Source organism: Peribacillus sp. NPDC096447, assembly GCF_044762725.1.
Classification (GTDB): domain Bacteria; phylum Bacillota; class Bacilli; order Bacillales; family DSM-1321; genus Peribacillus.
This window is the reverse complement of sequence record NZ_JBIWEV010000001.1, coordinates 403392-430324: the sequence shown is the minus strand read 5'-3', so window position 1 is coordinate 430324 and position 26933 is coordinate 403392. Positions and strand designations below refer to the sequence as shown.

At 40.4% G+C, this 26933-nt stretch carries 27 protein-coding genes and 1 pseudogene; 22 read left to right on the top strand and 6 right to left on the bottom strand.

The features are described from left to right. Nucleotides 1–4: 4 nt before the first annotated feature. The 9 genes from ACIQZD_RS02155 to phoU all read left to right on the top strand — a co-directional run bounded on the left by ACIQZD_RS02155 (nucleotide 5) and on the right by phoU (nucleotide 10104). Complete coding sequence (locus ACIQZD_RS02155; RefSeq protein WP_402897676.1) at nucleotides 5–490, top strand: DUF456 domain-containing protein; 486 nt, start codon at nucleotides 5–7, stop codon at nucleotides 488–490. A 145-nt stretch (nucleotides 491–635) separates the two neighbouring features. Further along, on the top strand, nucleotides 636–1244 hold the full coding sequence (gene sodA, locus ACIQZD_RS02150; RefSeq protein WP_034308436.1) for a superoxide dismutase SodA: 609 nt from the start codon (nucleotides 636–638) through the stop codon (nucleotides 1242–1244). A gap of 675 nt (nucleotides 1245–1919) precedes the next feature. Then, nucleotides 1920–3140 carry an MFS transporter gene (locus ACIQZD_RS02145; RefSeq protein ID WP_402897674.1) on the top strand — a complete coding sequence of 407 codons (1221 nt, stop codon included), beginning with the start codon at nucleotides 1920–1922 and terminating at the stop codon, nucleotides 3138–3140. Between the two features lie 193 nt (nucleotides 3141–3333). After that, nucleotides 3334–5502 (top strand): peptidoglycan D,D-transpeptidase FtsI family protein, encoded by a 2169-nt coding sequence (locus ACIQZD_RS02140; RefSeq protein ID WP_402897672.1) that lies wholly within the window; start codon nucleotides 3334–3336, stop codon nucleotides 5500–5502. A 203-nt stretch (nucleotides 5503–5705) separates the two neighbouring features. Beyond that, a complete protein-coding gene (locus ACIQZD_RS02135) occupies nucleotides 5706–6668 on the top strand; it encodes a PstS family phosphate ABC transporter substrate-binding protein (RefSeq protein WP_137016284.1) in 963 nt (320 codons plus the stop codon). Nucleotides 6669–6805: 137 nt separating this feature from the next. Beyond that, entirely contained in the window at nucleotides 6806–7705 is a 900-nt protein-coding gene (gene pstC / locus ACIQZD_RS02130) for a phosphate ABC transporter permease subunit PstC (protein ID WP_402899850.1), read from the top strand. Nucleotides 7706–7708: 3 nt separating this feature from the next. Further along, nucleotides 7709–8587, top strand: coding sequence for a phosphate ABC transporter permease PstA (gene pstA, locus ACIQZD_RS02125; protein ID WP_402897670.1), 879 nt, complete (start codon nucleotides 7709–7711; stop codon nucleotides 8585–8587). 21 nt (nucleotides 8588–8608) lie between these two features. Further along, nucleotides 8609–9430: a phosphate ABC transporter ATP-binding protein PstB gene (gene pstB / locus ACIQZD_RS02120; RefSeq protein ID WP_402899847.1), complete on the top strand. Its 822-nt coding sequence runs from the start codon at nucleotides 8609–8611 to the stop codon at nucleotides 9428–9430. 20 nt (nucleotides 9431–9450) lie between these two features. Next, entirely contained in the window at nucleotides 9451–10104 is a 654-nt protein-coding gene (phoU, locus tag ACIQZD_RS02115; protein ID WP_402897668.1) for a phosphate signaling complex protein PhoU, read from the top strand. A 69-nt stretch (nucleotides 10105–10173) separates the two neighbouring features. Here phoU and ACIQZD_RS02110 read toward each other — a convergent pair whose 3' ends face one another. Together ACIQZD_RS02110 and ACIQZD_RS02105 are read right to left on the bottom strand one after the other, a co-directional pair. Beyond that, the gene (locus ACIQZD_RS02110) at nucleotides 10174–10626 is read right to left on the bottom strand and encodes a hypothetical protein (RefSeq protein WP_402897666.1); all 453 of its coding nucleotides are present in this window, start codon (nucleotides 10624–10626) and stop codon (nucleotides 10174–10176) included. 2 nt (nucleotides 10627–10628) lie between these two features. Then, nucleotides 10629–11009: a hypothetical protein gene (locus tag ACIQZD_RS02105; protein ID WP_402897664.1), complete on the bottom strand. Its 381-nt coding sequence runs from the start codon at nucleotides 11007–11009 to the stop codon at nucleotides 10629–10631. Between the two features lie 425 nt (nucleotides 11010–11434). On the opposite strand from ACIQZD_RS02105, the gene ACIQZD_RS02100 reads away from it, so the two are divergent. The 5 genes from ACIQZD_RS02100 (at nucleotide 11435) to ACIQZD_RS02080 (ending at nucleotide 15030) form a co-directional block, all read left to right on the top strand. Next, nucleotides 11435–12043, top strand: a complete 609-nt coding sequence (locus ACIQZD_RS02100; RefSeq protein WP_101222570.1) for a hypothetical protein — start codon at nucleotides 11435–11437, stop codon at nucleotides 12041–12043. A gap of 118 nt (nucleotides 12044–12161) precedes the next feature. Continuing rightward, nucleotides 12162–12311 (top strand): 50S ribosomal protein L33, encoded by a 150-nt coding sequence (rpmG, locus tag ACIQZD_RS02095; RefSeq protein WP_028391797.1) that lies wholly within the window; start codon nucleotides 12162–12164, stop codon nucleotides 12309–12311. A gap of 178 nt (nucleotides 12312–12489) precedes the next feature. After that, nucleotides 12490–13062, top strand: a complete 573-nt coding sequence (locus tag ACIQZD_RS02090; protein ID WP_402897662.1) for a 5-formyltetrahydrofolate cyclo-ligase — start codon at nucleotides 12490–12492, stop codon at nucleotides 13060–13062. Nucleotides 13063–13137: 75 nt separating this feature from the next. Next, nucleotides 13138–13326: a hypothetical protein gene (locus ACIQZD_RS02085; protein WP_101222568.1), complete on the top strand. Its 189-nt coding sequence runs from the start codon at nucleotides 13138–13140 to the stop codon at nucleotides 13324–13326. Between the two features lie 165 nt (nucleotides 13327–13491). Next, entirely contained in the window at nucleotides 13492–15030 is a 1539-nt protein-coding gene (locus ACIQZD_RS02080) for a rhomboid family intramembrane serine protease (RefSeq protein WP_402897659.1), read from the top strand. On the opposite strand, the gene ACIQZD_RS02075 is transcribed toward ACIQZD_RS02080, so the two are convergent. After that, nucleotides 15025–15882: a hypothetical protein gene (locus ACIQZD_RS02075; protein ID WP_402897657.1), complete on the bottom strand. Its 858-nt coding sequence runs from the start codon at nucleotides 15880–15882 to the stop codon at nucleotides 15025–15027. The genes ACIQZD_RS02080 and ACIQZD_RS02075 overlap by 6 nt on opposite strands. 214 nt (nucleotides 15883–16096) lie before the next feature. Here ACIQZD_RS02075 and ACIQZD_RS02070 point away from each other — a divergent pair, with 214 nt between their 5' ends. From ACIQZD_RS02070 to ACIQZD_RS02050, 5 genes are all read left to right on the top strand, one after another. Further along, a complete protein-coding gene (locus ACIQZD_RS02070; RefSeq protein ID WP_101222565.1) occupies nucleotides 16097–16306 on the top strand; it encodes a YqgQ family protein in 210 nt (69 codons plus the stop codon). 14 nt (nucleotides 16307–16320) lie between these two features. Further along, the gene (locus ACIQZD_RS02065) at nucleotides 16321–17292 is read left to right on the top strand and encodes an ROK family glucokinase (RefSeq protein ID WP_402897654.1); all 972 of its coding nucleotides are present in this window, start codon (nucleotides 16321–16323) and stop codon (nucleotides 17290–17292) included. A 175-nt stretch (nucleotides 17293–17467) separates the two neighbouring features. Beyond that, on the top strand, nucleotides 17468–19321 hold the full coding sequence (locus tag ACIQZD_RS02060; RefSeq protein WP_402897652.1) for an LTA synthase family protein: 1854 nt from the start codon (nucleotides 17468–17470) through the stop codon (nucleotides 19319–19321). 885 nt (nucleotides 19322–20206) lie between these two features. Next, on the top strand, nucleotides 20207–21373 hold the full coding sequence (locus ACIQZD_RS02055; RefSeq protein WP_402897650.1) for a M14 family metallopeptidase: 1167 nt from the start codon (nucleotides 20207–20209) through the stop codon (nucleotides 21371–21373). A 173-nt stretch (nucleotides 21374–21546) separates the two neighbouring features. Continuing rightward, nucleotides 21547–22719, top strand: coding sequence for a YqgU-like beta propeller domain-containing protein (locus ACIQZD_RS02050; RefSeq protein ID WP_402897648.1), 1173 nt, complete (start codon nucleotides 21547–21549; stop codon nucleotides 22717–22719). 41 nt (nucleotides 22720–22760) lie between these two features. Here ACIQZD_RS02050 and ACIQZD_RS02045 read toward each other — a convergent pair whose 3' ends face one another. Then, nucleotides 22761–22934 (bottom strand): DUF2759 domain-containing protein, encoded by a 174-nt coding sequence (locus ACIQZD_RS02045; RefSeq protein ID WP_101222560.1) that lies wholly within the window; start codon nucleotides 22932–22934, stop codon nucleotides 22761–22763. A 233-nt stretch (nucleotides 22935–23167) separates the two neighbouring features. On the opposite strand from ACIQZD_RS02045, the gene ACIQZD_RS02040 reads away from it, so the two are divergent. Together ACIQZD_RS02040 and ACIQZD_RS02035 are read left to right on the top strand one after the other, a co-directional pair. Further along, nucleotides 23168–23794: an MBL fold metallo-hydrolase gene (locus ACIQZD_RS02040; protein ID WP_402897645.1), complete on the top strand. Its 627-nt coding sequence runs from the start codon at nucleotides 23168–23170 to the stop codon at nucleotides 23792–23794. 330 nt (nucleotides 23795–24124) lie between these two features. Beyond that, nucleotides 24125–25225: a class I SAM-dependent methyltransferase gene (locus tag ACIQZD_RS02035; RefSeq protein WP_402897643.1), complete on the top strand. Its 1101-nt coding sequence runs from the start codon at nucleotides 24125–24127 to the stop codon at nucleotides 25223–25225. Nucleotides 25226–25277: 52 nt separating this feature from the next. Here ACIQZD_RS02035 and ACIQZD_RS02030 read toward each other — a convergent pair whose 3' ends face one another. Then, complete coding sequence (locus ACIQZD_RS02030) at nucleotides 25278–25520, bottom strand: DUF2626 domain-containing protein (protein WP_076365317.1); 243 nt, start codon at nucleotides 25518–25520, stop codon at nucleotides 25278–25280. 85 nt (nucleotides 25521–25605) lie between these two features. Continuing rightward, the gene (locus ACIQZD_RS02025) at nucleotides 25606–26307 is read right to left on the bottom strand and encodes a helix-turn-helix transcriptional regulator (protein WP_402897641.1); all 702 of its coding nucleotides are present in this window, start codon (nucleotides 26305–26307) and stop codon (nucleotides 25606–25608) included. 214 nt (nucleotides 26308–26521) lie between these two features. Here ACIQZD_RS02025 and ACIQZD_RS02020 point away from each other — a divergent pair. Next, nucleotides 26522–26902 (top strand): annotated as a pseudogene (locus ACIQZD_RS02020) (Spx/MgsR family RNA polymerase-binding regulatory protein). The last annotated feature ends 31 nt before the right edge of the window (nucleotides 26903–26933 follow it).

Genomic DNA, 26933 nt, shown 5'->3' with positions numbered 1-26933 from the left:
AGTAATGGATACACTATTTTGGATAATAATTACCCTCATGTTCATAATGGGGTTTGTCGGTCTGATTTTTCCAATCATCCCAAGTGTTTTATTCATTTTCGGCGGAATATTGCTCTATGGATTATTTTATTCTTTTGAACCATTTGGCTGGTTTTTCTGGACGGTCCAAATTTTATTCGTCATCCTTTTATTCGCAGCTGATTATATTGCGAACATGGTCGGGGTCAAAAAGTATGGAGGCACGAAAGCGGGAATTTGGGGCAGTACGATTGGGCTTCTGGTCGGGCCATTCGTGATTCCGTTCCTCGGAATACTAATAGGACCATTCATCGGGGCATTCCTGGCAGAAATCCTAGTACATAAAAAAGACCCGGTTACTGCTTCGAAAATCGGCCTTGGTTCCGTTGTAGGCTTTATAAGCAGCGTCATTACAAAAGGCATCATCCAACTTCTGATGATTGGATATTTTCTATTCGTGGTATTCTCATAGGAAATATAATCGAAAAATGAAAAATTGAGGCATAAGGTTTGAAACGGTTACAAAAATTTGATACTCTATTTCTAGCGAGCTTTAGGTATCTTTCGAGAACTGAAGCCCTCAAAAAATAAAAGCTTACATAGGGAGGAATTTTATTATGGCTTTTGAACTTCCACAATTACCGTATGCATATGATGCATTAGAACCACACATCGACAAAGAAACAATGAACATTCACCACACTAAACATCACAACACATATGTGACAAACCTGAACAATGCCCTAGAAGGTAACCAAGAACTTCTAAGCAAAAGCGTTGAAGAAATCGTCGCTAACCTTGACGCAGTACCTGAAGCAGTTCGTACAGCTGTACGCAACAATGGTGGCGGACATGCTAACCACACTTTATTCTGGGAAATCCTTTCACCTAACGGCGGCGGACAACCGACTGGTGAATTAGCGGATGCTATCACTTCAAAATTCGGAAGCTTTGACAGCTTTAAAGAAGAGTTCGCTAAAGCGGCTACTACTCGTTTTGGATCTGGCTGGGCTTGGCTTGCAGTCAACAATGGCGAGTTGGAAGTAACAAGTACACCAAACCAAGACAATCCATTATCAGAAGGTAAAACACCGCTTCTTGGATTGGACGTTTGGGAACATGCATACTACCTAAACTACCAAAACCGTCGTCCTGAATACATCAATTCTTTCTGGAATGTTGTAAACTGGGATGAGGTTGCAAAACGTTACAGCGCTGCAAAATAATTTGTAAATAAAAAAGACAGGATTCCTTTTGTGAAAAGGAATCCTGTCTTTTTTTTGTTTCTTTAATCCGAACGGGAACAAAAATATAAAGGCAACTCGTATTGCTGTTTCGCCAAAAGAAGTGAAAGAAATTCACGAGCAAAAGCTGCGAATTTACGGGAAACGCACAAATTCACGAGTAAACTCTTCAATTTCACGAGTAAAAGCTCAAAACTCACGAGTAAAAGCCCGAAATTCACGAGTAAAAGCATCGAATTCACGAGTAACGCACAAATTCACGAGTAAACACTCCAATTCCTGAGTGAAATCTCGAAACTCACGAGTAAAATCCTAAAACTTACGAGTAAAAGCATCGAATTCACGAGTAAAAGCCCGAATTCACGAGTAAACACTCCAAATTCATGAACATCCCCTTCATCTTCGCCAATCGAAGAGTTTTCTTTATACTGTTCTTTTTCAAATTCAAAAGGAAAACAGTATAAGTGCAACTACTTCTCTGTCTCGCCAATCGAAGAGTTTTCTTTACACTGTTATTTGTCCAAGTTCAAAATGAAAACAGTATAAGGGCAACTACTTCTCTGCCTTCGCCAATCGAAGAGTTTTCTTTACCTTTTTTTACATAAATTCTTTTGTTTTTTCAAACACTAGAGTGGAATTTAAAGGAGAGTTAAAACAATGGGTATTTTAGAGAGATGGTTGGGTGAAGCGGGGGGAAAGAAGGATCTGCACCTCCTTTTGTTTATTGGCGGGCTGTACAGCCTAAGTATTGCTTTATCCAATACATTCGTTAATGTGTACTTGTGGAAACAATCCGGTCAAATTGTTGATATTGCCGTATATAATCTAACCGTGGTGCTTTTTCAACCGCTTACCTTTGTCTTTGCTGGCAGGCTGGCGAAAAAGGTTGATCGAATCATTGTTTTGCGTCTGGGTGTTATCTTTTTGGCCCTATTTTATTTATCAGTCCTATTGGTCGGTACACGGGCAACGGATTTCCTTTGGTTGCTTGGTGGACTGTTAGGAATCGGTTATGGGTTTTATTGGCTTGCCTATAATGTTTTGACTTTTGAGATAACTGAACCGGAAACAAGGGATTTCTTCAATGGTTTTTTAGGGATTTTATCATCCCTTGGGGGAATGGTCGGTCCGATTCTTTCAGGGTTCATCATTTCGAGGCTTGAAAAATTCACGGGATATTCCATTGTATTCGGATTGTCTTTGCTATTGTTTTCCGTTGCGGTGTTTCTTAGCTTTTCGTTAAAAAGACGTCCAGCACATGGCAGATACTGTTTCCTTCGGATCTTGCAGGAACGGAAAAATAATCGGAATTGGCTTTTGATCACACGTGCTCACTTTTTCCAAGGGATACGAGAGGGCACCTTCATGTTCATCATTTCGATTAACGTTTTCATTCAGACGGATAGTGAACTTGCCTTAGGGAGCTATGGTCTGTTGAATTCTGCCATTTCATTCGTTGCGTATTTTTTTGCTTCACGATATATAAAACAGCCGATGCGAAAAAAGGCCATTCTTATTGGAGGAATCCTGTTGTATGCAGGGGTCTTATTGATTGCATTTGATATCACATTCGGGAAGCTTCTCATTTATGGGGCAATTGTCGCCACCGCTTATCCTATTCTTTTGGTCCCTTATATATCGTTGACGTATGACATTATAGGCCGTGCTTGGAAAGCAGCGGAAATGAGGATTGAATATATCGTTGTCCGGGAACTGTTCGTTCATATTGGAAGGATAGTATCGATATCAGGATTCATACTTTCCGTCATGTTATTCGACCTAAAGGAAGTACTGCCGATCTATCTGTTAATCGTCGGGGCAGGGCATACCGTGATATATTGGTTTATACGGAAAATCGATATCATTGACCAAGATTGAAAAAGAGGCCTTAGAGGCCTCTTTTCCAATATCGGGACTTACGGTTTTAGGATCTATGAGCCGTAAGTCACTTTTTATGTAAAGTTCGTTAGATGTTTAATATTTCTAGAACACTAAGGTAGAAAAAAATATAAATGTTCTATAGAATAGTATAGGACTATTATGACTATGTAAGAAGGATGTGTGGCTTAGTGTGAATAAAAAGAAAAAGAAAAAGACGCATGTGCCTTTCAGATTGAATATTCTTTTCTTTTTAGTATTTGTTTTGTTTTCCGCTTTAATTTTACGCTTGGGTGTTGTACAGATTGTTTATGGTGATGATTACCGGCGTGAGATTGAAAGAACAGAGGAAGTGACCGTGAATAATTCGGTGCCCCGTGGGAAAATGTATGACCGGAATTTGAAACTGATGGTCGATAACCAACCACTGGATGCAATTACATATACACGAAAACAAGGTACGAAACAAACAGAAATGGTGGAAACGGCTGAGAAACTCGCGAAGTTGATCGAAAAGGAAACAGACAAAGTGACTGAACGCGATAAAAAGGATTTTTGGATTTTGAAGAATCCAAAGCTGGCCGAGAAAAAGATAACCGATAAAGAGCGGAAAAAAGTGGAAGAAGGCGAGATGGAAGAAAGTGATTTGTATAAGCTTCAGCTTGATCGGATTACTGCAGAAGAAACAAAGCTTTCGGAAAAGGAACTTGAAGTTCTTGCCATCTATAGGGAATTTGCAAGCGGATATGCCCTTACCCCGCAAATTGTGAAAAACAAGAAAGTAACAAAAGAAGAATTCGCCAAGGTGAGTGAAAACCTTGATTCGCTCCCAGGGGTCGATATATCTACAGATTGGGATCGTTTTTATACATATAATAAAACACTTAAATCTGTATTGGGTAAAGTTTCCTCATCTGAAGAAGGGTTGCCTAGTGAAAGCCTGGACTACTACCTCGCACGTGATTACAGCCGGAATGACCGTGTAGGTAAGAGTTATATTGAGGCGCAATATGAAGAAATCCTCCAAGGTCAGAAAGCGAAAGTAAGGAATGTGACCGATAAATCAGGAAATGTCGTTGATTCCGAAGTGATTACTGAAGGTTCGCGAGGAAAAGATCTTATATTGACAGTTGATATGGATTTACAGCTTGCAACTGAGGAAATCATTGAAAAGCAATTGATTGCCAAGAAAAAAATGGGTAATACCAAATTCCTGGACAGGGCGTTTGTCGTCATGATGGATCCCGATACTGGGGAAGTATTAACGATGGCTGGCAAGAAATATGAGAAGGACCCAAAAACGGGGAAATCCTCCATTGAGGATTTTGCATTAGGAAATATCACGACTTCCTATACGATGGGTTCTGCGGTTAAAGGTGCTACGGTTTTAACCGGTTATCAGCAAGGTGCGATCCAGCCGGGTACGTACTTTTACGATACGAAGTTGAAAATCAAAGGTACACCTGCCAAAGGCTCATATAGTGACTTCGGGAACATTAATGATCTGACCGCATTGAAAGTATCTTCGAATGTTTATATGTTCAGAACGGCAATTAATATTGCAGGTGCGAATTATGTGCCGAATGAACCTTTGAACATTAGTTCAAGCGCGTTTTCAACCATGCGGAATTCATTTGCCCAGTTTGGCTTGGGTGTCCGCACGGGTATTGATCTCCCGAATGAAATGAGCGGATTCAAAGGTTCCGAAACATCTCCAGGTAAGCTGCTTGACCTTGCTATCGGACAGTATGATACGTACACACCAATGCAGCTCGTGCAATATGTTTCAGCCATTGCGAATGGCGGTAACCGCATGAAGCCGCATATGGTTAAGGAAATCCGCGATCCGGTTGATAATAATGAGGAATTGGGACCTGTTGCCGAAGACGTTTCACCGACTGTCCTTAATCGTCTTGATATGAAGGAGGAATGGGTTGAACGTGTTCAGAGCGGTTTCGAGAAAGTTGCGATGGAACAAGGCGGAACGGCTTATACCTATTTTGGGAAAAAATCGTATACAGTGGCAGCTAAAACCGGGACGGCGGAAGCATTCTATGACGGCCCGAACCGGATGAATTATAGCGAGCCCCAAGAAACGATGAACATTACGCTTGTTGGCTATGCCCCAGCTAAAAATCCTGAGGTCGCTTTTGCGGTCGTTGTGCCGTGGGCATACCAAGGACATACGGGCCACAGCATGAGTAAAGAAATAGGTGAAGAAATCATGGATACTTATTTCGAACTGAAAAAAGAACGGGCTAAGAAGGAAAATACCGAAACCTCGACTGATTTGAAAGTGGAGAATGGTAAAGACGTTCAAAAGGACCAAGCTGAAGTTAGAAAAAGCCAGGAAAATGAATAAAAGGTTAAAACACGTTTTTGGGTAAAACCGGAAACGTGTTTTTTTTGCATTTGAAGATCTAGGTCGTACAGCTCTCATCTTTACAATTAGTACACAATTATTTACTGAATGTTTACATTTGCTTCAAACGGAGTTTACAGTCTAAAAGTATGATGTGAGAGTAGGACAAAATATTCATATAAAATTCTTAGGGGGATTTACAAATGAGACGTTTCAAAGGTATGGCAATGACTGTAATGATGGGTGGAGTAATTGCAGTAGCGGCGGGTTGTGGATCCGATGACACTAAGACAAGCAGCGGTGAAGGAAAAGGATCTGGCCAACTGCAGGGAGAAGTAATTACGGATGGTTCTTCAACGGTCTTTCCGATCATGGAGGCAGTTGCAGAAGAATATATGGCTACACAGCCTGATGTGAAGGTTTCAGTGGGATCGTCAGGAACAGGTGGGGGATTCAAGAAATTCATCGCTGGTGATACGGACCTAGCCAATGCATCCCGCCCGGTCAAAGAAGAAGAAACTGCCTTACTTGATGAAAAGGGAGTTAAATATACAGAGTTGAAACTGGCATTTGACGGTATTTCAATCGTCGCCAATAAAGATAATGAATTCATCGATTCACTAACAGTTGAAGAACTTCAAAAACTGTGGATTGATAATGGAAAGGTGAAGAAATGGTCTGATATACGTCCTGAATGGCCGAAGGAAGAAATTAAATTCTACTCTCCGGGGACAGATTCAGGCACATATGATTATTTCAATGAAGTGATCCTAGAAGAAAAACCGATGGTGGAAAATGCTACGCTTTCAGAAGATGATAATGTCCTTGTACAAGGTGTAGAAGGTGATAAAAATGCGATTGGTTTCTTCGGTTATGCCTACTACTCTGAAAATAAAGATAAGTTAAAGATCATTTCCATCGACAACGGCAAAGGTGCTGTAGAGCCAACACATGAAACGATTAAAAGTGGGGAGTATGCACCATTGTCACGTCCACTCTACACATATGTAGCTAATAAGTCGGTAGCTGAAAAAGAACAAGTTGCTGATTATACTCAATTCGTCATTGAAAATGCAGGAGAGCTTGCTGAAGAAGTGGGTTATATCAGCCTGCCGGAAGAAGAGTACCAGAAAGATCTTGATAAATTAAAAGAACTGGAAAAATAAACGATTTACAGGCTACTGAAATCCCGCCTTGACTCGATTAAGGCGGGGGTAACAGCTTGTAAATCCAAATATTGTGTGTCTGAAATGGAGGATGCAAGTTGGAACTTAGAAAAACAGAAACCTATTCTGTACAGCAAATGATCCTGGAAAAGAAAAGTAAGAAAAAAATGAATATGGAAAAAGTCATCCCTAAGCTTTTGTTCCTTACGGCGGCAATTTCCGTTTTTACTACAATCGGGATCATCCTGACGCTTATATTTGAAACATTTATCTTTTTTGACAGAGTATCTATCGTCGAATTTTTTACAGAAGCTAAATGGCTGCCATTTGCATCTACACCGTCCTATGGGATTATGCCGCTTATCGTGGGAACGTTGAAGATAACAGTCATAGCAGCGGTGGTTGCAGTTCCAGTAGGGCTTGCAACAGCCATTTTCTTGAGTGAATATGCATCAGAGAAAACACGCAGAATCATCAAGCCGATTTTAGAAGTTTTAGCTGGAATTCCTACTATCGTTTACGGCTTCTTTGCCTTAACTTTTGTAACACCGGTTTTACGGGATTTATTTCCTTCCCTTGACATGTTCAATGCTCTAAGTCCTGGAATCGTTGTAGGAATCATGATCATGCCGATGATAGCCTCTTTGTCGGAAGATGCCCTTGTATCAGTACCGAAGTCGATTCGCGAAGGTGCGTATGCCTTAGGAGCAACGAAACTCGAAACGACAATTAAAGTGGTATTGCCAGCAGCCGTTTCAGGAATTGTGGCATCCATCGTTCTTGCTCTATCCAGAGCGATCGGGGAAACCATGATTGTGAGTGTTGCCGGTGGCTCGACCCCAAATATGAGCATGGATATCACTTCATCGATTCAGACGATGACCGCTTATATTGTACAGGTAAGTTCGGGGGATGCAGGATATGGGACAACGATTTACTACAGCATTTATGCGGTTGGAATGACACTGTTCGTCTTTACGCTTATCATGAATTTACTGGCGCAGTTCATCTCTCGCAAGTTCAGGGAGGAATACTAAGACATGAAACTGATAAACAAAAGTCATGTTGCAAAAAAAATGCCTGCTAGGCTGGCTGTTAACACGATTTGTAAAGGATTATTCTTCTTGGCAACATTGGTTGGCCTCCTCGTATTGGCCATCTTATTTTATCGGATATTCACTCAAGGAATTGGCAGTCTGAATGGGGATTTTCTTCAGAATTTCGCTTCCAGGAAACCTGAAGAGGCTGGTATAAAGGCAGCGTTGATCGGTTCAATTTGGTTGATGGTAGTGGTGGCCCCGTTTTCCCTGCTGCTTGGAGTTGGAACGGCCATTTATTTAGAGGAATATGCCCGGAAGAATTGGATCACCACTTTTATCAAAGTGAATATTTCCAATCTGGCGGGTGTCCCGTCAATAGTATTTGGGCTTTTGGGTTTAACGGTTTTCGTTCGTGCTCTAGCTTTGGACCGGTCCATATTGGCAGCGGGCTTGACGATGAGCCTACTTGTTCTTCCTGTCATCATAGTAGCTGCCCAAGAGGCCATACGTGCCGTACCTCGTGATTTAAGGGAAGCTTCATTTGGAATGGGTGCAACAAAGTGGCAAACGATATTGAAAGTGGTCCTGCCTGCTGCGATACCTGGCATTTTAACTGGGGGGATACTTGCCTTATCACGTGCAATCGGTGAAACGGCTCCATTGGTGGTGGTTGGCATACCAATGTTCATCGCCTTTTTACCTCAAACGGTCATGGATACTTTCACAGTGCTGCCGATGCAAATCTATAATTGGACATCCCGTCCGCAGGAGGAATTCCAGCAGGTTGCTGCCGCGGGAATCATCGTTTTACTCATCCTGTTAATATTCATGAATTCAATAGCGGTTATAATTCGAAATAAATTCCAGAAAAGATACTGATAGGAGGAAGGAAGCATGAATATGACCTTAACGAGAGAAAAAGAGTCACCGGCAATCGGAATCGAAAAAGTCGGATCAGCTGCCTTGACGGAAAAGGTGTATGAAACATCCAATCTCAATTTATGGTATGGAGATAACCATGCTTTGAAAAATATTAATCTGGATATGCACCAAAATGAAGTGACCGCCATCATTGGGCCTTCAGGATGTGGGAAATCCACCTACATCAAAACATTGAACCGAATGATAGAGCTAGTCCCGGATGTGAAAACGACTGGCCAGATTAAATATAGAAACAGGAATATCCTCGATCAGTCCTATAAGGTGGAAGATTTAAGGACACAGGTGGGAATGGTTTTCCAAAAGCCTAATCCCTTTCCTAAATCAATTTATGAAAATGTTGTATACGGACCAAAAATCCATGGAATTAAAAATAAAAAAATTCTTGATGCGATCGTCGAAAAGAGTTTAAAAGGGGCAGCCATCTGGGATGAAGTCAAAGACCGACTGCATGAAAATGCATATGGACTTTCAGGTGGACAGCAACAGCGCCTTTGTATTGCCAGATGTTTGGCAATTGAACCTGATGTCATATTAATGGATGAACCGACTTCTGCCCTTGATCCGATATCCACTTTGAAAATAGAAGAATTGGTCCAAGAACTGAAAAAGGATTTCAGCATCATCATCGTTACCCATAACATGCAGCAGGCAGCACGTATCTCTGATAGAACAGCCTTCTTCTTAAATGGGGAAGTCATCGAATATTCTGATACAAACACCATCTTCTCTAATCCGAATGATAAAAGAACAGAAGATTACATTACCGGACGCTTCGGTTAAAGAGAAAGGGAGATGCGATAATGATCGTTCGTGAAAATTTCGAGCTTCAATTGAAAGAGTTACAGGAGAAAATCATTAAGTTGGCTAATTTAGCTTCAAGTGCCATATCAAAATCATATGCCGCACTGGAAAACAATAATGTAGAAGAGGCTCTTGAAGTTATTGATGATGATACAATCGCTGATTTACTGGAAGAGGAAATTAATGATTTTGCGATTTTACTGATTGCTAAGCAGCAGCCGGTTGCGATTGATTTAAGGCGTATCATTGCTGCCATAAAAATCGCCTCTGATATTGAAAGGATGGCGGACTTTGGTGTGAATATCGCTAAATCAGCCATCCGAATCGGTGACCAGCCATTTATTCTGCCTTTAACACCATTAAAGCAGATGCATGATATTACATTAAATATGATTCAACTTTCAATAGAAGCATTTGAGAAGGAAGATGTTGTTCTTTCAAGAGAAATAATTGAAATGGATGACGAGGTTGATCGCTTTTATGGAGATATGATTAGGAGTCTCCTTCGCCTTTCAGATGAAAAAAACCTTCAGCAGGTTACACAGCTTTCCTTAATTGCTCGATATTTGGAAAGAACAGCGGACCATACAACGAATATCGCAGAGAATATTTACTTCCTGGTAAGAGGGAGATATATCAGCAGGAATGAATGAACCCATCCTGATTGAAAAAAAGAGAGGCTTTTTCTCGGACATCGTCCATTTAAAAGTCTCTCTTATTCATTAATGGGTCAAAGTATTGGCCAATTGTCTATATGTCATATTATTCGTAACAACAAACTTACCGATTTGTATTTTTTTTGAGAAATCATGGTCATTCATGTAAGCTTCAAATTCAGCAGCATCATCGATGATTTTTTCATTGGCAAGGCTATTGGCAATTTCGGTAGTGGTCATATTCGTTTTCACTTTAATTGTATAGGTGACGATGGAGGGATCTTTTTTTGAAGCCCCTTTCTCCATTGAATCCTTATCCGGATCCTTTGGTTGGACGGTCTTTTCAGTTTCCTCCATAGGAAGTGTAACGACGTATCCTTTCTTCACGAGCAATTCCTTAGCTTCCTCCGCAGTGGGATTGGTGCCTTCGAATAATCCGGTGCCATAATAAAAGCCAGCAAAGATTGTTGTTGTAAAAATGATACCGGCGGAAAGACCTTGCATTCTCGCTTTGTTCATTCTCATTCACCCCGCAATCTTTGCTGCTCGATCACTGCAATGGTTTGTTCCTTCGTTAATGAGGATTGTCTGGCGATCTGGTCCAAAGAAAGACCTTGACTATATAAAGATAGAACCTGGCTTTTTAAAATTTCATGTATGGGTTCGCTATCATTGGAATTGATAGTTGATTTAACCTTTACAGGGGGAACAGGATCGTCCTGGATAACGAATTCCTCTTCAAGAATCTTCACCTTCTTCTTTAATTGGTAGATATCCTGCATATACGTTAGTGTCATCTGCTCCAAATCTTCCTCTAATTTGGCAACTTTATCTTTACCGAAAAAGGAAATGATGAGAAGGACGATCGCTAATGAAAAAAGAAGGATGATAAGTGTTTCCATGTTTTCACCTCAGAAGCTAATTTTCGACAATATATTTATATTTTACACATATTTTTAAAAAAATGGAGATTTTCATATTTTTATATTCTCGGAAGTGGGCCGTAAACTTCATTTATTGTCAACTTTGTTTCAAATATTGTCGAAAAGCTTTATGACCGTCGTTGAATAAAAAAAATCAAGCATTAAAATGGGAAAAAAACCTTTAAGAGATAACATACATAAAATTCGACAAAATGTGTTTATTGTCCATCAGCCAATTCAGTGCTAACATAAAGATAGAATAAATCGAAAAAACAAAATATTTTGAATAGTTAAAAATCAGTAAACCTATAAGAAAATGGTGTGCAGTTTCTAAAGTGGATAGTCTCACTGTCAGCGCCTAACGATAAGCTATATAAGGATAAAGAAGGGGAAGGGATGATTATATGAATTCGCTATTCGCGTATATGCCGCAGGATAACCAGGATATATTTCGTAAGGGATTAAAAGCTGGGTTATGGATGGATGAGAGTTTTGATTGGTATCCTGAGGAAGATATGATGAGTCATCCTAATGGAGAGATCCGGACACTTTCACAAACATATACCCAAGGGCAGGTGACCTTTTCGAAGTTCACGATTAGAAATACCTCATTCGAGACGAAGCGCCCAAAAGTGTTTTTTCACTATGAAAACGCTTTCGAAAGGCAGGCGGTGGCTTTTTACAGCCCGAATGAACGGGCGATTTTACATGTAGCCCCTCAATCGATTGCCTTATTGGGTGGATTGGTGAAAGGAAAAAGCATCTCTCAATATTGCATCCAAGGAAAGGGAAGCCTATATCAAGAGGGATGCTTCAAATCATTGAAAGAGGGGCTCCTGGCTTATTCACCGCTCGCCAAAGGGGAAGTTACCAGCGTGTTTACGCTAGAGACTGAAATCTTGCCGAAGGAATGTGTGGAAGCTGTGGCCTGGGTCATTCATGCTGAAACGAAAGAAGAAGCGAAAGTCATAAATAATCAGCTCCTCCTGACGATGCAAAACGTAAACAATTAAGAATTCAAAAAAGTTAAAGTTGGATTTCCCAAAAAACATACTAGCAATTCGCATTGAATAATGGTATTATAGAAAAGTCCTATGTGAAAAAGTCAATATGTTTGGAGGGAAATACACAATGCGCGTAAATATTACATTAGCTTGCACTGAATGTGGAGACCGTAACTATATTTCTAAAAAAAATAAACGTAACAATCCAGACCGTCTTGAGCTTAAAAAATACTGCTCAAGAGAAAAACGCAGCACGACTCACCGTGAAACAAAGTAAGCAACAGGATTTTTCCTGTTGTTTTTTTTATGTATTTTTTTAATTCCTTCTTCCTCTTTTTCCTTTAGTGGATATTTTCATGATGCATTAATGATTAGGCGATTTCCGACACCGTATTTTCGTAAATGAACAAATATTATGAGATAATGATAGAAGTAGACTAAAGGAGTCGGAAGAGATGAAAGAAAACAAAAAAAAGCTCCGCCAAGAAGTTAGGTCCCGTTTAATGGAGCTGACTAAAGAGGAACATGAGGAACTATCGAACCGAATCGCTGAAAACTTATTTTCGCTGGAGGAATGGAAAAAGGCAAAAACCATTGGCATCACCATCTCCATACCGCCCGAAGTTCCAACGGTACGGATCATTGAACAAGCATGGAGTGAAGGAAAAGAAGTGGCAGTACCAAAATGTGATCCTGAAAAAAAGACAATGGAATTCAAGAAAATCTCGTCCTTCAATCAGCTGGAGTCTGTTTATTTCGGGTTGCTTGAACCAGTGGCTGAAACAGCCAAGGCTCGGAAAGAGGAATTGGATGCATTGATCGTACCCGGTCTTGCTTTTACCAAGGAAGGGTATCGCCTAGGCTTTGGAGGCGGCTATTATGACCGTTTCCTATCTTATTACCGCGGAGATACATTGGCCCTTACATACGAGCTTCAATTAATGGATGAACTCCCGATAGAGGTTCATGATATAGCGGTAGGCAAACTCATTACCCCATCCAGGGTAATACGTACGTACACCCATTAGAAGAAGTTTATTAATTATCACTTTTAGCTCATAAAAATCCTGTCCTGTATCACACTATTGATAGGAGGGATTGTTATGCTTCGATTAATTATTCAAATCTTCTTGGTTGGTTTAGCTGTTTATGCAGGTTACAAAAACCGGTACCGCCTGATAAACGTTGCGCTGTCCAACGGCATTTTAAGAAGATTTCTAGTGACTAAATCCTTGGATATGCCAATGTTCAGGGATAAAATGATGCAAAGCATGTTCAGTCAGACCAAATGAGAATGCCGGCATCTTAAAAAGGAACCTGATCAGGGGTTCCTTTTTTTATTTTTAAGGACCGGGAAAGCAGTCTCCTTTTTTACTTTTTTCATGATTTCGTCTATAGTTTTAATTAAGAAACAGGAATTTTAAAAGCTTAAGTTTCATTGGAAAGTGGGGAAGGCATTGGGATTTAAAGAGGATTATTTGTTTTGGGAAACCATAAGGGAGTTGTCTGCCCATTATGATTATCGAATGATCACTGTCACGGAAAACCATCAGGAGATTTGGCTTGAGAGCGATAAGAATAAAGAATTTCCAGTCATAAGACTCATTCGACATGATTTGGATTGGGCTAATTGGCTGAAACGTGATATCGACCGAACTTTGCAGAATGGGGAAAGGATCAGAAGGAAATTATACAAAAAGCCCATTAACATATTAAGTATCTATGTTAGTAAATTTGCCCCGGTGGATGATCATGACTTTAGCTCACGCGTGGCTTCCTTTAAAAAAACGAATGTTAACACGTTTCTTCTAACTTGTGAAAACTTTCATGATTCGTTGCAAAACCTTGAACATGTTTTGAAAAAACCACTTTCAATTCAAGTTCTTGAAGATAATGAAATAGATGAGGAAAAGATTCTCGCAGTAAAGAAAGACGCCATCTCGGAGTCAGTCAAAAAGGCTAAGGCTGAGCAGAAGGTATTTCAAAATGCCAATAAGCCATTCTTTACATATATATTCATGGCGTTACAAATAGCTGTGTTCATCTTGATGGAGTTTAATGGGGGCAGCACCAATTCCAAAACTTTGATTGAGTTTGGCGCTAAATTTTCCCCTTATATCATACAAGGGGAATGGTGGCGGTTCTTTACACCGATGATCGTCCATATTGGGTTCATTCATTTATTGATGAATACATTTTCATTGTATTTGATCGGAGCTGAAGTTGAAAGGATTTACGGTAATGCCAGGTTCCTTTTCATCTATATATTCGCTGGTTTCGCTGGAACTCTAGGCAGCTTCATCATGACCCCGAATCTTTCCGCAGGGGCGAGCGGAGCCATTTTTGGCTGCTTTGGGGCACTTCTGTACTTCGGCATCGTCTATCCGAAATTATTCATGCGCTCGATGGGCTCATCGGTGATTGTGTTGATCATCATTAACTTAATATATGGTTTCACGGTTTCGGGAATTGATAATGCAGGGCATATCGGAGGTTTGATCGGAGGGTTCTTGGCTGCTGGAGTGGTGCATCTGCCAAAATCCAGGAATATCTTTCGGCAGCTGGCTTTTCTGATCGGGTCGGCAATACTGACCTATGCCCTGCTTCACTTTGGATTCAATCATCAGGAAAGTGCAGCTATAGATGATAATACGATGGCCATGCTGGCCCAAAAGTATATTGATGATGATGAAGAGGATAAAGCGGAAGAGATGTTAAACAATTATGTTGATGCAAATCCTGATGCACCGCTATCGCTTTTTATGCTGGGAAATTTATCTTTTGATAAAAAGGACATATATAAAGCCAGGGATTATTATGAAAAAGCGATTGAAAACACTCCGGATTTGCATGAAGCCCATTACAATCTTGCCTTAGTCTACATGAATCTCGAATCATTCGATCAAGCTAAGGAGCAAGCTGTTCAGGCCATTGAGCTTGCCCCGGATAATAAATCATATACTAAACTGCTGGAAGAAATTGAAAACCGGCTATAACTTTTGACGCAGCATGATTGGGGAACCGTCTTTCAAGGTAAACAAGACAAGTATTTCACTTTGATTGTTCGCCATAAGCAATAGGGGGATGGTGCTGCCTTGTGGACTCACAGTGGAACCATCCTCCTTTTTTATTCCCAACACGTAATTTTTGTAAAGTCCTTCCCACAGTTTCCCCACAATTTCTTCCCGTTTGAATTGGGGGAAGTCAGCAAGCCATTGATTTTTCTTTGACGGCAGATCTGTTAAAGAGATGATTTTGTACTGATCCAGATTAACCTGAAATGCTTGACCGGCTTTTTCCAAACCATTTCGAACCGTTTGATCTGTCAAGCCGTCCAGCGTTTTTTTCCACTGAACCTGTTCTTCTGAAAGAGGACGGTGGAAATATTGAAAAACCGGTGTCGTTACTGTATAGAGTTTATCTTTACTGAGCTGCTGGGCACTGGTGAAAATTGTGTCACTCGGATGAACCTCGGCATAATGAAACGTTACCGCTTCATAACGACCACTCTCGGTTTCTTTAGTTTTCGTTTTTTGAGAGAGTTCTTGTTTATTTTGGCGCCAATTTTTTAAGGTTCCTGCCAATTTTCCATTTTTGTATAAAAGCGATACGTCCTGACGCAAGTAAGCTGTCTGGTCCAATGAAGAATCCACCCTCCAAGTGATGGTATAGGTTGAATCCCCGGTAGCCTCCGGTTTCAGGTGGGTGGAAGCATGTTCAAAATGGAGCGAGGAATCGATGGGAAAAAAAATGATGGTTTCCTCTGCCCTTTTATGATTTGATAAATATAGGATGACAAAAATGGTGGTCAAGACCAAAAAGACGGTATACTTCAATTGTACTTTCATTTTTCCCCTCCGTTTTCGCGCGTGATGAGTGGTTAAAAACATTAATCTGTTGAATCAAATCGAAAGAGTCCCACATTCTTGATATTTCATCATATGAATACAGTTGGACATGTATGAGGGGGATGGGGGAAATTATCAAAAGGGGAATTGGTCGCTTGTTACAAAAAGGCTGATTCGATATACTTTCCTAAAGAAAAGAGTAAAGAGGTTTACTATGAAAACTTATTATGATCTTCAACAATACTTGAAAAGATTCGGTACATTTATCTATATTGGTGATCGCTTAGCCGAGCTTGAAATGATGGAAGCCGAAATAAGGGAAATCCACCGTATGCAGATGATGGATACGAAAGATTATCAAATGGCGATCCTTTTAATTAGGCAGCAATTGTCTCTTGAAAGGGAAAAACAGAAAAAAAATTGATAAAAAAGGTGATTATGATGGAAAAGTGGCTGATGGGTGTGGATTTAGGCGGTACAACTACCAAACTGGCTCTGATCAATTTATACGGAGAGATTATTCATAAATGGGAAATCAGCACGGACATCTCCGAAAAGGGAAAATTCATCACGATTAATATAGCCAAAGCAATTGATGCGAAGCTCGTGGAACTTAATGAACCGAAGAGTAAGATTGTAGGGATAGGAATGGGTGCTCCAGGCCCTGTGAAATTTGTTAACGGTTCCATATATGAAGCCGTCAATTTAGGCTGGAAGGACTATCCTTTAAAAGATTTATTGGAAGTGGAGACATCTCTTCCAGCTGTGATCGATAATGATGCCAATATGGCAGCTTTGGGAGAAATGTGGAAAGGTGCCGGTAATGGTGCCAAAGATCTTGTTTGTGTCACTCTGGGAACGGGTGTAGGCGGCGGGATCATCCATAATGGGCAAATCGTCCATGGTACCAGTGGGGCTGCTGGAGAAATAGGGCATATAACGGTCGTAACGGACGGAGGGGCACCATGCAATTGCGGCAAGACTGGTTGTCTGGAAACGGTTGCTTCGGCAACGGGAATCGTCCGTATGGCTTTAGAAGCCTTGAATACCGCTGATGAAAAGTCATTGCTTCAGCAGAAAGTCGACGAGGGAAATACGGTTACTTCCAAACTGTTATTCCAATGCGCTGCAGCAGGTGATCCTTTGTCCAAAGCTGTGGTGGATAAGGTAGGCAATTACTTGGGGCTGGCACTATCACATGTTGGGAATGTCATGAATCCAGATAAAATCGTAATTGGCGGGGGAGTTTCACAAGCGGGGGACATTTTGCTTGATCCTGTCCGTGCTGCCTTCGGAAAGTATGCATTCAAACGGGTTAGTAAATCAACGAAAATCAGCCTGGCCACACTAGGCAATGATGCAGGGGTGATAGGTGGAGCCTGGCTCATTAAATGCCAACTGAATACGTGATCCCTTGCTGCCCTGTATTAACGGTATAAGAAAAAAGATGGAATCTTGAAAAAGTTCCCCGTTTTGAGGGGTGGGGCAATCGTTCCTGCATTTAAACAGAGGGGAGAACCATGACCCATGATTGAGGCGCTCTGGACCATGGCTCCGGCGCTTCTTCGATGAGGAGGGACCAAGATTGAAAAGGGTCTTCATAAAACAGGGATATTCATTGTTTTCGGTCGTATTCATTTCACTTTGGCTTAAAACATATATTGCTTATAAAACAAGTTTTGAGATAGATATTGATAATTGGCTCCAGGAGTTCATACTATTCATCAATCCTGTCAGTTTCCTTTTGCTTACTCTTGGCGTGCATATATTTTTAAAGGAAAATAGAAGGACAGCATATTTATTGATCATGAGTTTTTCCATCACCTTCGTCCTCTTTGCCAACCTTGTTTTTTTTCGCTTTTTCAATGACTTTTTAACCATTCCCGTTCTTTTTCAAACGAGCAATATGAACGACCTTGGAAGCAGTGTACATGAATTGATCAATCCGAGTGACCTATTGTATTTTGTCGATATCCTTTTCTTGATGCTGCTGCTGAAATACAAACCAAAAACATTCCATGAATGTCGATACAATCCAGAGGATCGTAAATTCTTTATGTTAATCGCTTTAGGAGTGACATTTTTTAACTTAGCTTTAGCTGAAGCAACGCGTCCTGAACTACTGACAAGAACGTTTGACCGCGAAATCCTCGTTAAGAATATCGGTACGTACCATTATCACCTCTATGATGCAATATTACAGACGAAATCATCAGCTCAACGTGCCCTTGCGGACGGCAGTGAATTGTCGGAAATTGAAAATTATGTCCGTGCCAATCAAAAAGAGGCTAATGATGATCTTTATGGTCTGGCAAAAGGCAAAAATGTGATACTTGTATCATTGGAATCCACTCAAAGCTTTGTCATCAATAAAACTGTAAACGGTGAAGAAATCACTCCTTTTCTGAACGACTTCATTAAAGAGAGCTATTATTTCAATAACTTTTATCACCAAACTGGCCAGGGGAAAACCTCCGATTCAGAATTCATTATTGAGAATTCCCTCTATCCTTTAGGCAGAGGTGCAGTATTTTTCACTCATGCCCAAAATGAATTCAAAGCCACCCCCGAAATCTTAACGGAAGAAGGTTACTATACGGCTTCCTTGCATGCCAATAATAAAAGCTTTTGGAATCGTGACATAATGTACGATTCTCTTGGGTACCAGCAGTTTTACGATAGCGATGAATACAAAGTCTCTGAAGGGAATTCCATCAATTGGGGTTTGAATGATAAATCGTTCTTCAAACAATCAATCTCTCACTTGAAGAGGATGCCTGAGCCTTTTTATGCCAAGTTCATAACGTTAACCAATCATTTTCCATTCACTTTGAATGAGGAAGACCGGACATTGGAGCCGTACGATTCAAATTCCAAAACATTGAATCAATATTTTCCGACCGTACGTTATACGGACGAAGCCTTGGAACGATTTATCGGCGATTTGAAACGTGATGGATTATATGAGGATTCCATAATTGTGCTATATGGGGACCATTATGGAATTTCGGAAAATCACAACTCTGCCATGAGCCAGTTCCTTGGGAAGGAAATCACGCCTTTCGAATCCATCCAACTTCAGCGTGTCCCGCTCATCATACATATCCCCGGTCAGAAGGGAAAAACGATTTCCACCGTTTCCGGCCAAATAGATGTAAGGCCGACACTCCTTCATTTATTGGGGATTGAAAATGATGATTATATCGAATTCGGCAAAGATCTATTTTCTGAAGAGAAATTAGAATTCACCGTTCTTCGCGATAGCAGTTTCATCACGAAGGATTATCTCTATACAATGGATACCTGCTATGATAAAAAGACTGAAGCGGTGACTGAAAAGGGTTCATGTGAGAAGTATTTGGAAAAGGCGAAACAGGAGCTTGATTACTCCGACAAAATCATTTACGGGGATTTGCTCCGATTTTATGAGCAACGTTGAAAAAAGAAACCTGGCGCAATCCAGGTTTCAATTTGTACATAAAAAGGTTTCGAGATGGTTTCATTCCGAAACCTTTTGATTCTTTATTGGAATTGATAGAAGCAGGTTTAGAGAAACAGTTGACCTCTCGTGATTCTTCCACTTATTCTTGCTTTAATTTTGACATGTAACTACTTTTTGATGATCTTTTCTTTCCGTATATTGTGCTAAAAAAGAACTCGTTGCGCAATTATGTTTCGGTGATTGCTACTCACGATAATAAGTATCACGTAATCGCAGGTGTTTTATAAGCTGCACCTGCGACAACAGCTTTCGGTTTTCTAACTCTTCCAATCAACTTTTCCGCTATAGAATTTTAGGATATTCCTATCATATCTCGTGTTACAATCGTGCCGACTACAAAATCGTTTCGATGGCATCAATTGATCTAAAGTAATCATTTCAAGCCGATATCACTGAATAGAATCATGTTTTGAAAGTATCTTTTGTACATCAAGTTTTAATACTAAAACAAAAAAGACTGTAGACAATAGTGTCCTATCTAAAAGTTAAAACAAAGTTGATTGGAACGTAAAGTGCGAGACTCCTGCGGGAAAAACGCGTCCAGGGGAGACCCCGCAGGCGCAAAGGCGCCGAGGAGGCTCCCGGACCGCCCGCGGAAAGCGAGTGCCTGAAGTGGAAATCGACGTTCAAATTGCAATAAACCCTTAAAAAACTGTAGGTGATTTTCATCGAGTTTGTCTACTCATACCTGGCGCAATCCAGGTTTTTTTGTTTCTTCAGGAAAATCAGTACCCATTACAATTATGAAACACGTGAGACTTCCTGAACATCTTTCTGTCTTTCGCTTCATAAAGATAAAACAATGAAAGGGGCGGAGGCTGAATGAAAGTCGTGAGCAGAAGCGGGGATGATTTGGCATATTACAGTCAATTGTTCCAAATTCCCCGAGTTTTGATAGAGGATGCCAATCCCGCCATTACTGGCGGGGTTTTGCCAAATGGCATGGAAGTACAGATACCTGGATACATTGTTCAGGAAGAGTCCCGGTTAGATATCGATTTTGCCGAAATTGCTTTGCAATATCACCTGCCCATCGATGGGGTATCATTGTTGAATCAAGGTGGACAAAAACCTTTTTCCGTACCCGTCCGGGTCATGAAACCGATGATTGTCACCGACAAGCCCTATGATTATCAATCACTTCTTGACGATCTTGATACTCTTTCTTTTCATTACCCCTTTATTAAGGTTGAATCGATCGGGAGGAGTGTGTTGGGAAAAGAACTCCTTGAGGTAAGGATCGGTCAAGGCGATAAGATCATACATTATAACGGTTCATTCCATGCTAATGAATGGATCACTTCGGCGGTTTTGATGAAATGGCTGAATGATTTTCTGCTGGCAGTAACGAATGATCGTACACTTTGCGGAATGGATTGTATGCCCTTCTATCGGGATATGACCATTTCGATGGTTCCAATGGTGAATCCGGATGGAGTCGAGCTTGTCTTAAAGGGGGAGGAGGCGGCAGAGGGGAAGGTCGATGTTTTAAAAATAAACAATGGCAATCCTGCCTTTTATGCTTGGAAAGCTAATATCCGCGGTGTAGACCTGAATAATCAATATCCTGCCAATTGGGAGATTGAAAAGCGTAGAAAGATTCCAAAAGCCCCTGCGCCAAGAGATTTTCCAGGAGAGACCGCGTTATCAGAACCAGAAGCATTGGCCATGAAGGAGCTGGCAATGAGGCGGAATTTTGAAAGAGTGCTTGCACTTCACACCCAGGGAAAAGAATTCTATTGGGGATATGAGGGACATGAACCTGAAGAGGCAGCGAATGTTGCAAGGGAGTTTGAGGAACGCAGCGGATATCGGGCCGTACAATACGTTGACAGCCATGCCGGGTATAAAGATTGGTTCATTCATGAATTCAAACGCGGCGGTTTCACAATCGAATTGGGAAAGGGCATCAATCCGCTTCCGCTATCCCATTTGCCTGGTATATATGAAGATACCGTCAAGATATTGGTGGCAGGCCTTTATATGTGATACATTTCCCACTAAGGGTTATACTTCCAAAAAAATATAAGATAATTATTCGCCACATTTTCTCTTTTTTACTTTATAATGAAAGTCGTAAGGATTCGATTGGTTAATCCTTACTCTCTTTCTAATGTCTCGCTCACATATGCCAGGCGTTTTAGTTTTGAAGTGGGAGGTGTGTGGAGATTAAAGTATCCAAAGCAGCACTTTGTATGCGGCTTACCATTTGTAAGATGTTGTGTTTCATCCCATTATTTATCTCCACTATCCTTCTTATCTCGGCTTGTGAGCCTTCCAAGGACCTTAGTAAACCCGTAAATGATACGGAAAAAGAACACTCCCAATCAAACCTGGAAACTTCAGTAAGCAAATTAAAGGTCCCGACTGCAGAAACGGATAAAATCGAAGCCATTGTTGGATGGCTGGATTCTAAAACCATTTTATATTCTGTGAAGCGGGATGGTAATGAATTATCCCAGCTGATGGCATGGAATTTGGAAACGAATGCTACTTCCGTTTTCTATCAGCCGGCTTTGGAGTTTTCTGAAGTATCGATCAGTCCGTCTGGTACGCATATTTTGTTATCGTCCTTCACCTCTTCGGGTAAAGCATCAATCACAATACTCGATAAAACGGGAAATCCACTGTATTCCGTGGCGATCCCAGCCTATGAATTAGCTTATGAGTGGAATTCATTTAAAGATGGCCGGTTGTTTTTATCGAGTTTTTATGAAGATTGGACATACAACAGTTATGTGTTGAATCCAGATGAACAAACAATGGAAACTCTGGACTTTCCACAGCCCTTTGCTCAATGGGCAAGTGAAAAAGATTTGATGTTTCTCGATTGGGACAGGGAAGAACCTGCTTTGACGGCACCCCTAGAAAGTAAAGCGCTTAATGGGGATGGAACGGACAGCCTTATGCTCGATGTCATTCACTTTAAAAAAATGAAACAAGCGCTGATGACGATTCAAGTGGAGACAGAAAAACAAGATCGGGGTACATATGCATTTTATGATCCAACAAACAAGCCGATCCACTCTTTTTCCGTACCACTATTGAAAAGCTTTTCAGATTGGGTGATTCCATCCTATGATTTCATTGAAAAAGACAAGGAATTGATAACATTTATTCCTAATGAATCAAAAGATGCGGACCAATATGAGGGAAGGTTTACCTTAACTAAATTAAATTGGGAAAAAGGCACACAAGAAGAATTGATGAAGGACATGGAAAATGAACCATTAAGCTGTTCGCTTGATGGCAACTTCTGCTTATATGGATATCAATTTGAGAAAATCATTGATATGAAAACCCATCAAATACAAAGATTGTTCAAACAAACATGATGACCTAAAACAAAAGCTCGCCGGATGGCGAGCTTTTTTCTTCAATGGGCCACTGGAAAACCGCTGTTGATGACAGTCATGACAGTGAACCAGCCAAACACGACTGCACTGCCGGCAGCAAAAATGAATCCTAAGAAGTTTCTCTTTTTTAATGAGGTAAACACAGCTACTACTCCTAATATAGCCACAAGTCCGAAAACTACCATTAATATCATGTCAAAACCCCCTTTTTTCGTAATGAATACTTAATCCCTAATAATATACCCAGAGAATAAAGCAACTACCAAAAATATGTAGAAAAGATTGCATTTGTTAATATCTTAATATTTTTTCAATTATTTGTCGAGGTTTAATAGGTGACACTTCTATGACTTGAGTAAACTGGATTAACATTAGCAGCTTAATTAGTGTAAGATGAAGATAGAAAATCATATTGGAGTTGATGAAAATGAAATGGACACAAATACCTCTAGGCCCGCTGCAAACGAATTGTTATGTAGTTTCCGATGGAAAGGATTGCATCATTTTCGATCCGGGTGAAGAGCCGCAGAAAATCATACAGTACATACAAACAAAAAATTTAAAGCCTTTGGCGATTTTATTGACACATGCACATTTTGACCATATCGGTGCTCTTGATGCTATTCGGGATCATTATGGGATACCTGCATATATTCATGAAAAAGAGGCCAAGTGGCTACTTGATCCCGCATTGAATGGTTCTCAAAACTGGTTCCCGGAAAATCCAATGCGCATGAAGCCTGCCGATCACTTCCTGGCAAATGAGCAAGAACTTACTATTGGGGGATTCACTTTCGAAGTATTCGAAACCCCCGGACACTCACCAGGGAGCGTTTCGTATTATGCCAAGGAGCAGCGGCTCCTATTTTCAGGGGACGTCTTGTTCCAAGGAAGCGTAGGCAGAACCGATTTAATAGGCGGAAGCGAGGCAGTGCTGTTAAATAGCATTGAAACGAAGCTGCTGACACTTTCTGATGATACGATCGTTTTTCCTGGTCATGGGCCTGTCACGACCATTCTGGATGAAAAGAATACTAATCCCTTTTTGAGATAATGACTTTTGCAGGTGCCGAATGGCACCTGTTTTTTAAGTTCTTAATTATGTAAAAATATTGAAATGGGTCATTTCCAGAACTATACTGAATATAAAAACCGGGGCCTTGCCTTGTGTGCATGATTTTGGTTCAGCTCTGAACTAAGATTTGTCGAAAACATTCATTTTGTAATGATGTCACGCTTATGACTGCGAGATGAAAAAATTGGACATTTTGTGAACTTTAAATTTTAGTTTTGAGTAATTGTCGATAAAAAACTTATTTATGTGTTTTGAAAAGGAACATTTAATTTTCATATGATGGAAGATCATGGAGACGGAGGCATTGTGTTGAAAAATCACTTAAAGGAATTGATTGCAGGAAGCCCCCAAAAAAGAATTTCCTATCATGACTATATGGAAGCTGTTTTATATTCGCCAAATATAGGCTACTATGTACGCGCAAAAAAGAAGATTGGCTCCAGAGGGGATTTTTATACGTCTGGCAATGTTGGGGATGCATTTGGGAGATCTCTGGCCAGATGGTTCGTTTATTTAATAAAAAGCTGCGGAGTTTCACCAAAAATCATCGAGGTCGGCGCAGGGGACGGTAAGCTCGCTTATGATATCCTCGTTTCCATGAAGGAAATAGAACCGCAGATATTGGACTCTTTGACTTATATCCTTGTGGATGAAAGTCCATTTCATAGAAGGCTTCAGCAAGAACGTATAGGGATGTTCAAACAGGCAGTTTCTGCTGCCAGTTTGGAAAAATGGACGAAGGTAAATGGTATCCTCTTTTCAAATGAACTTTTCGACGCGTTGCCTGTACATGTGATTGAAAAGTATAAGGGAGTCCTCGTAGAGGTATTCGTCACTGAAAAGGAAGGCGATTTGGTAGAGGTGAGGGAACCTTTGGACAACCCTGACATTTTATCTTACCTTACAGAACGAGCTATCACCTTAAATGAAAAACAGCGATACGAAGTTCCGCTAAAAATGGTCCGTGAATATGAGAAGATCGTTTCCTGTATGGAATCGGGTATACTCCTTACAATTGATTATGGCTATACCGAAAGGGAATGGAAGGAGCCAGCTCATCTTCAAGGGAGCTTGAGGGGCTATTATGAGCACCAAATGATTAAAGATCCACTTTTGTATCCTGGTGATATGGATCTGACGACACATATCCATTTTGACACATTAATCGAGATTGGAAAAAGAAAGGATCTTTCCAATCAGGGGCTTTTTCTTCAAAATGAATTCTTGCTTAAAGCAGGGATATTAGAGGAATTGCGGGACCATCAAGGAACTGATCCATTCTCGAAAGCGGCGAAGCGTAATCGTGCAATTCGCGGGCTAATCGTTCCAGGGGGATTTAGTGAACATTTCAAAGTGTTGCTTCAATCGAAGAATTTAGCAGATGATGTAGGGATCTTTCCTGAATGGTGACAAGTAAAAACCCATGAATCAAAATTCATGGGTTATGTAATATTGCTTGTTCTTAATGCGCAGTACCCGGAGTCATCATAAATACGCTCCAGTAGGAAAATCCTGCAAAGAAAACGGTAAGATAGGCGCCGAAAACATAAATATACATGCGCTCAGATAATTTCAAATAACTTAAAAGTACAAAAAAGATCGTTTGTGCAAAGAAAAGCAAAGACGTTTGATGCATATGGCCAAGATAAAAGAAAATTGCCATAATTCCTGTCCAAAATCCACATACTCTGAACATGCGTTCCATCCGAATCCCTCCTTATGTCTAGTCGTGTACATTCTAAATAATTATAAATGAAATTGTAAGGTAATGTAAAGGATGCCTTTTGTTTCTATGTGAGAACCGAAGCCTGGTATGAGCATGCTGCACAATTGGACATCATATTTTCTAATTCCACAATATTGACATTATCAAACAAGGCTTCGAACATACCTTCTAAAAATGAATTGTGCATGGAGCAGATTGTCCCTGGCTCCACTTCAGTAACTTCCTTAAACGGGCAATTGAAGATACGAAAGTATATTTTATTTTCTTCTTCGCTTGCTTGTATTTCAGGAGATAACCCTGCGATGGTAGCCGCATTTTTAAGCATGCTGACTTTTTCCGCAAAAGCAATTCGATCGATTGGCTTCGAGTTCAGGGCTAGTTGCTGCTTGATCAGTTCCTCCCCGAAAGCTTTTCCCGTTTCATAAAGAGCCTGTTTTCCTTGTTCCCCTAATGTCATCATCGTCTGGATTGCAATCCTGGAAAGCAGCTGATAGTTCCTATATGGAAAATGAAGCTGAATGACTTTATCAGATAATCGATAAAGCCGGCTTGGGCGACCGCCTTTACCGGTCTTTCGGGCATCCGAGGTCAACATATCGATATCTTCAAGTTTTGACAAATGTAGACGGGCAACATTTGGATGGATGTTAAAAGAATCGGCAATTTGCTGTACCGATACATCGCCATGGTTGTTCACAATATGCTGATATATATAATATCTGGTGGGATCTGCTAACACGTTTGTTATTTTTAACGTTTGTTCCATTACATCCTCCTGTATTCCATAGTTTACCTATGTTCATTATAATGCAGGCAGAAAAAAATGGAATAATAGAAAGCGCTAACTCCCTTTAGTTTAAAAAAAGTTCACAATTTAAACTGTTTTATAATGCAAAAAATTATACTTTGATTGTACAAATATTATACAATCATTATATATATTATAATTGTATACAAAATGTGAACGGGGAGTGATTAGTATGGCACAGTTAACTTTCTTTTCGTACCCAAGTTGTACATCTTGCCGTAAAACAAAAAAATGGTTAAGGGCCAATCATGTTTCCTTCGATGAACGACATTTATTCAGAGAAACTCCAACTGCAGCAGAGTTATAAAGAATACTTGAATTGACAACGGAAGGACTTGATGAAGTCTTAGCAACAAGAAGTGAAGCTTACAAAGACTTACAAGTTAATATTGACGAAATGGTGCTTTCTGATGTCATCCAATTATTAACAAAAGAACCGAAGTTATTAAGAAGGCCCATCCTCATAGACGGGGAAAAACTGGTGATAGGTCATAATGTAGACGCTTTAAGAAATTTGGTTTCCCAAAGGCTTGAATTGAAAGTGAGCATGTAAGATGATTCTCGAAGTTCTTTTCGGGAATTTT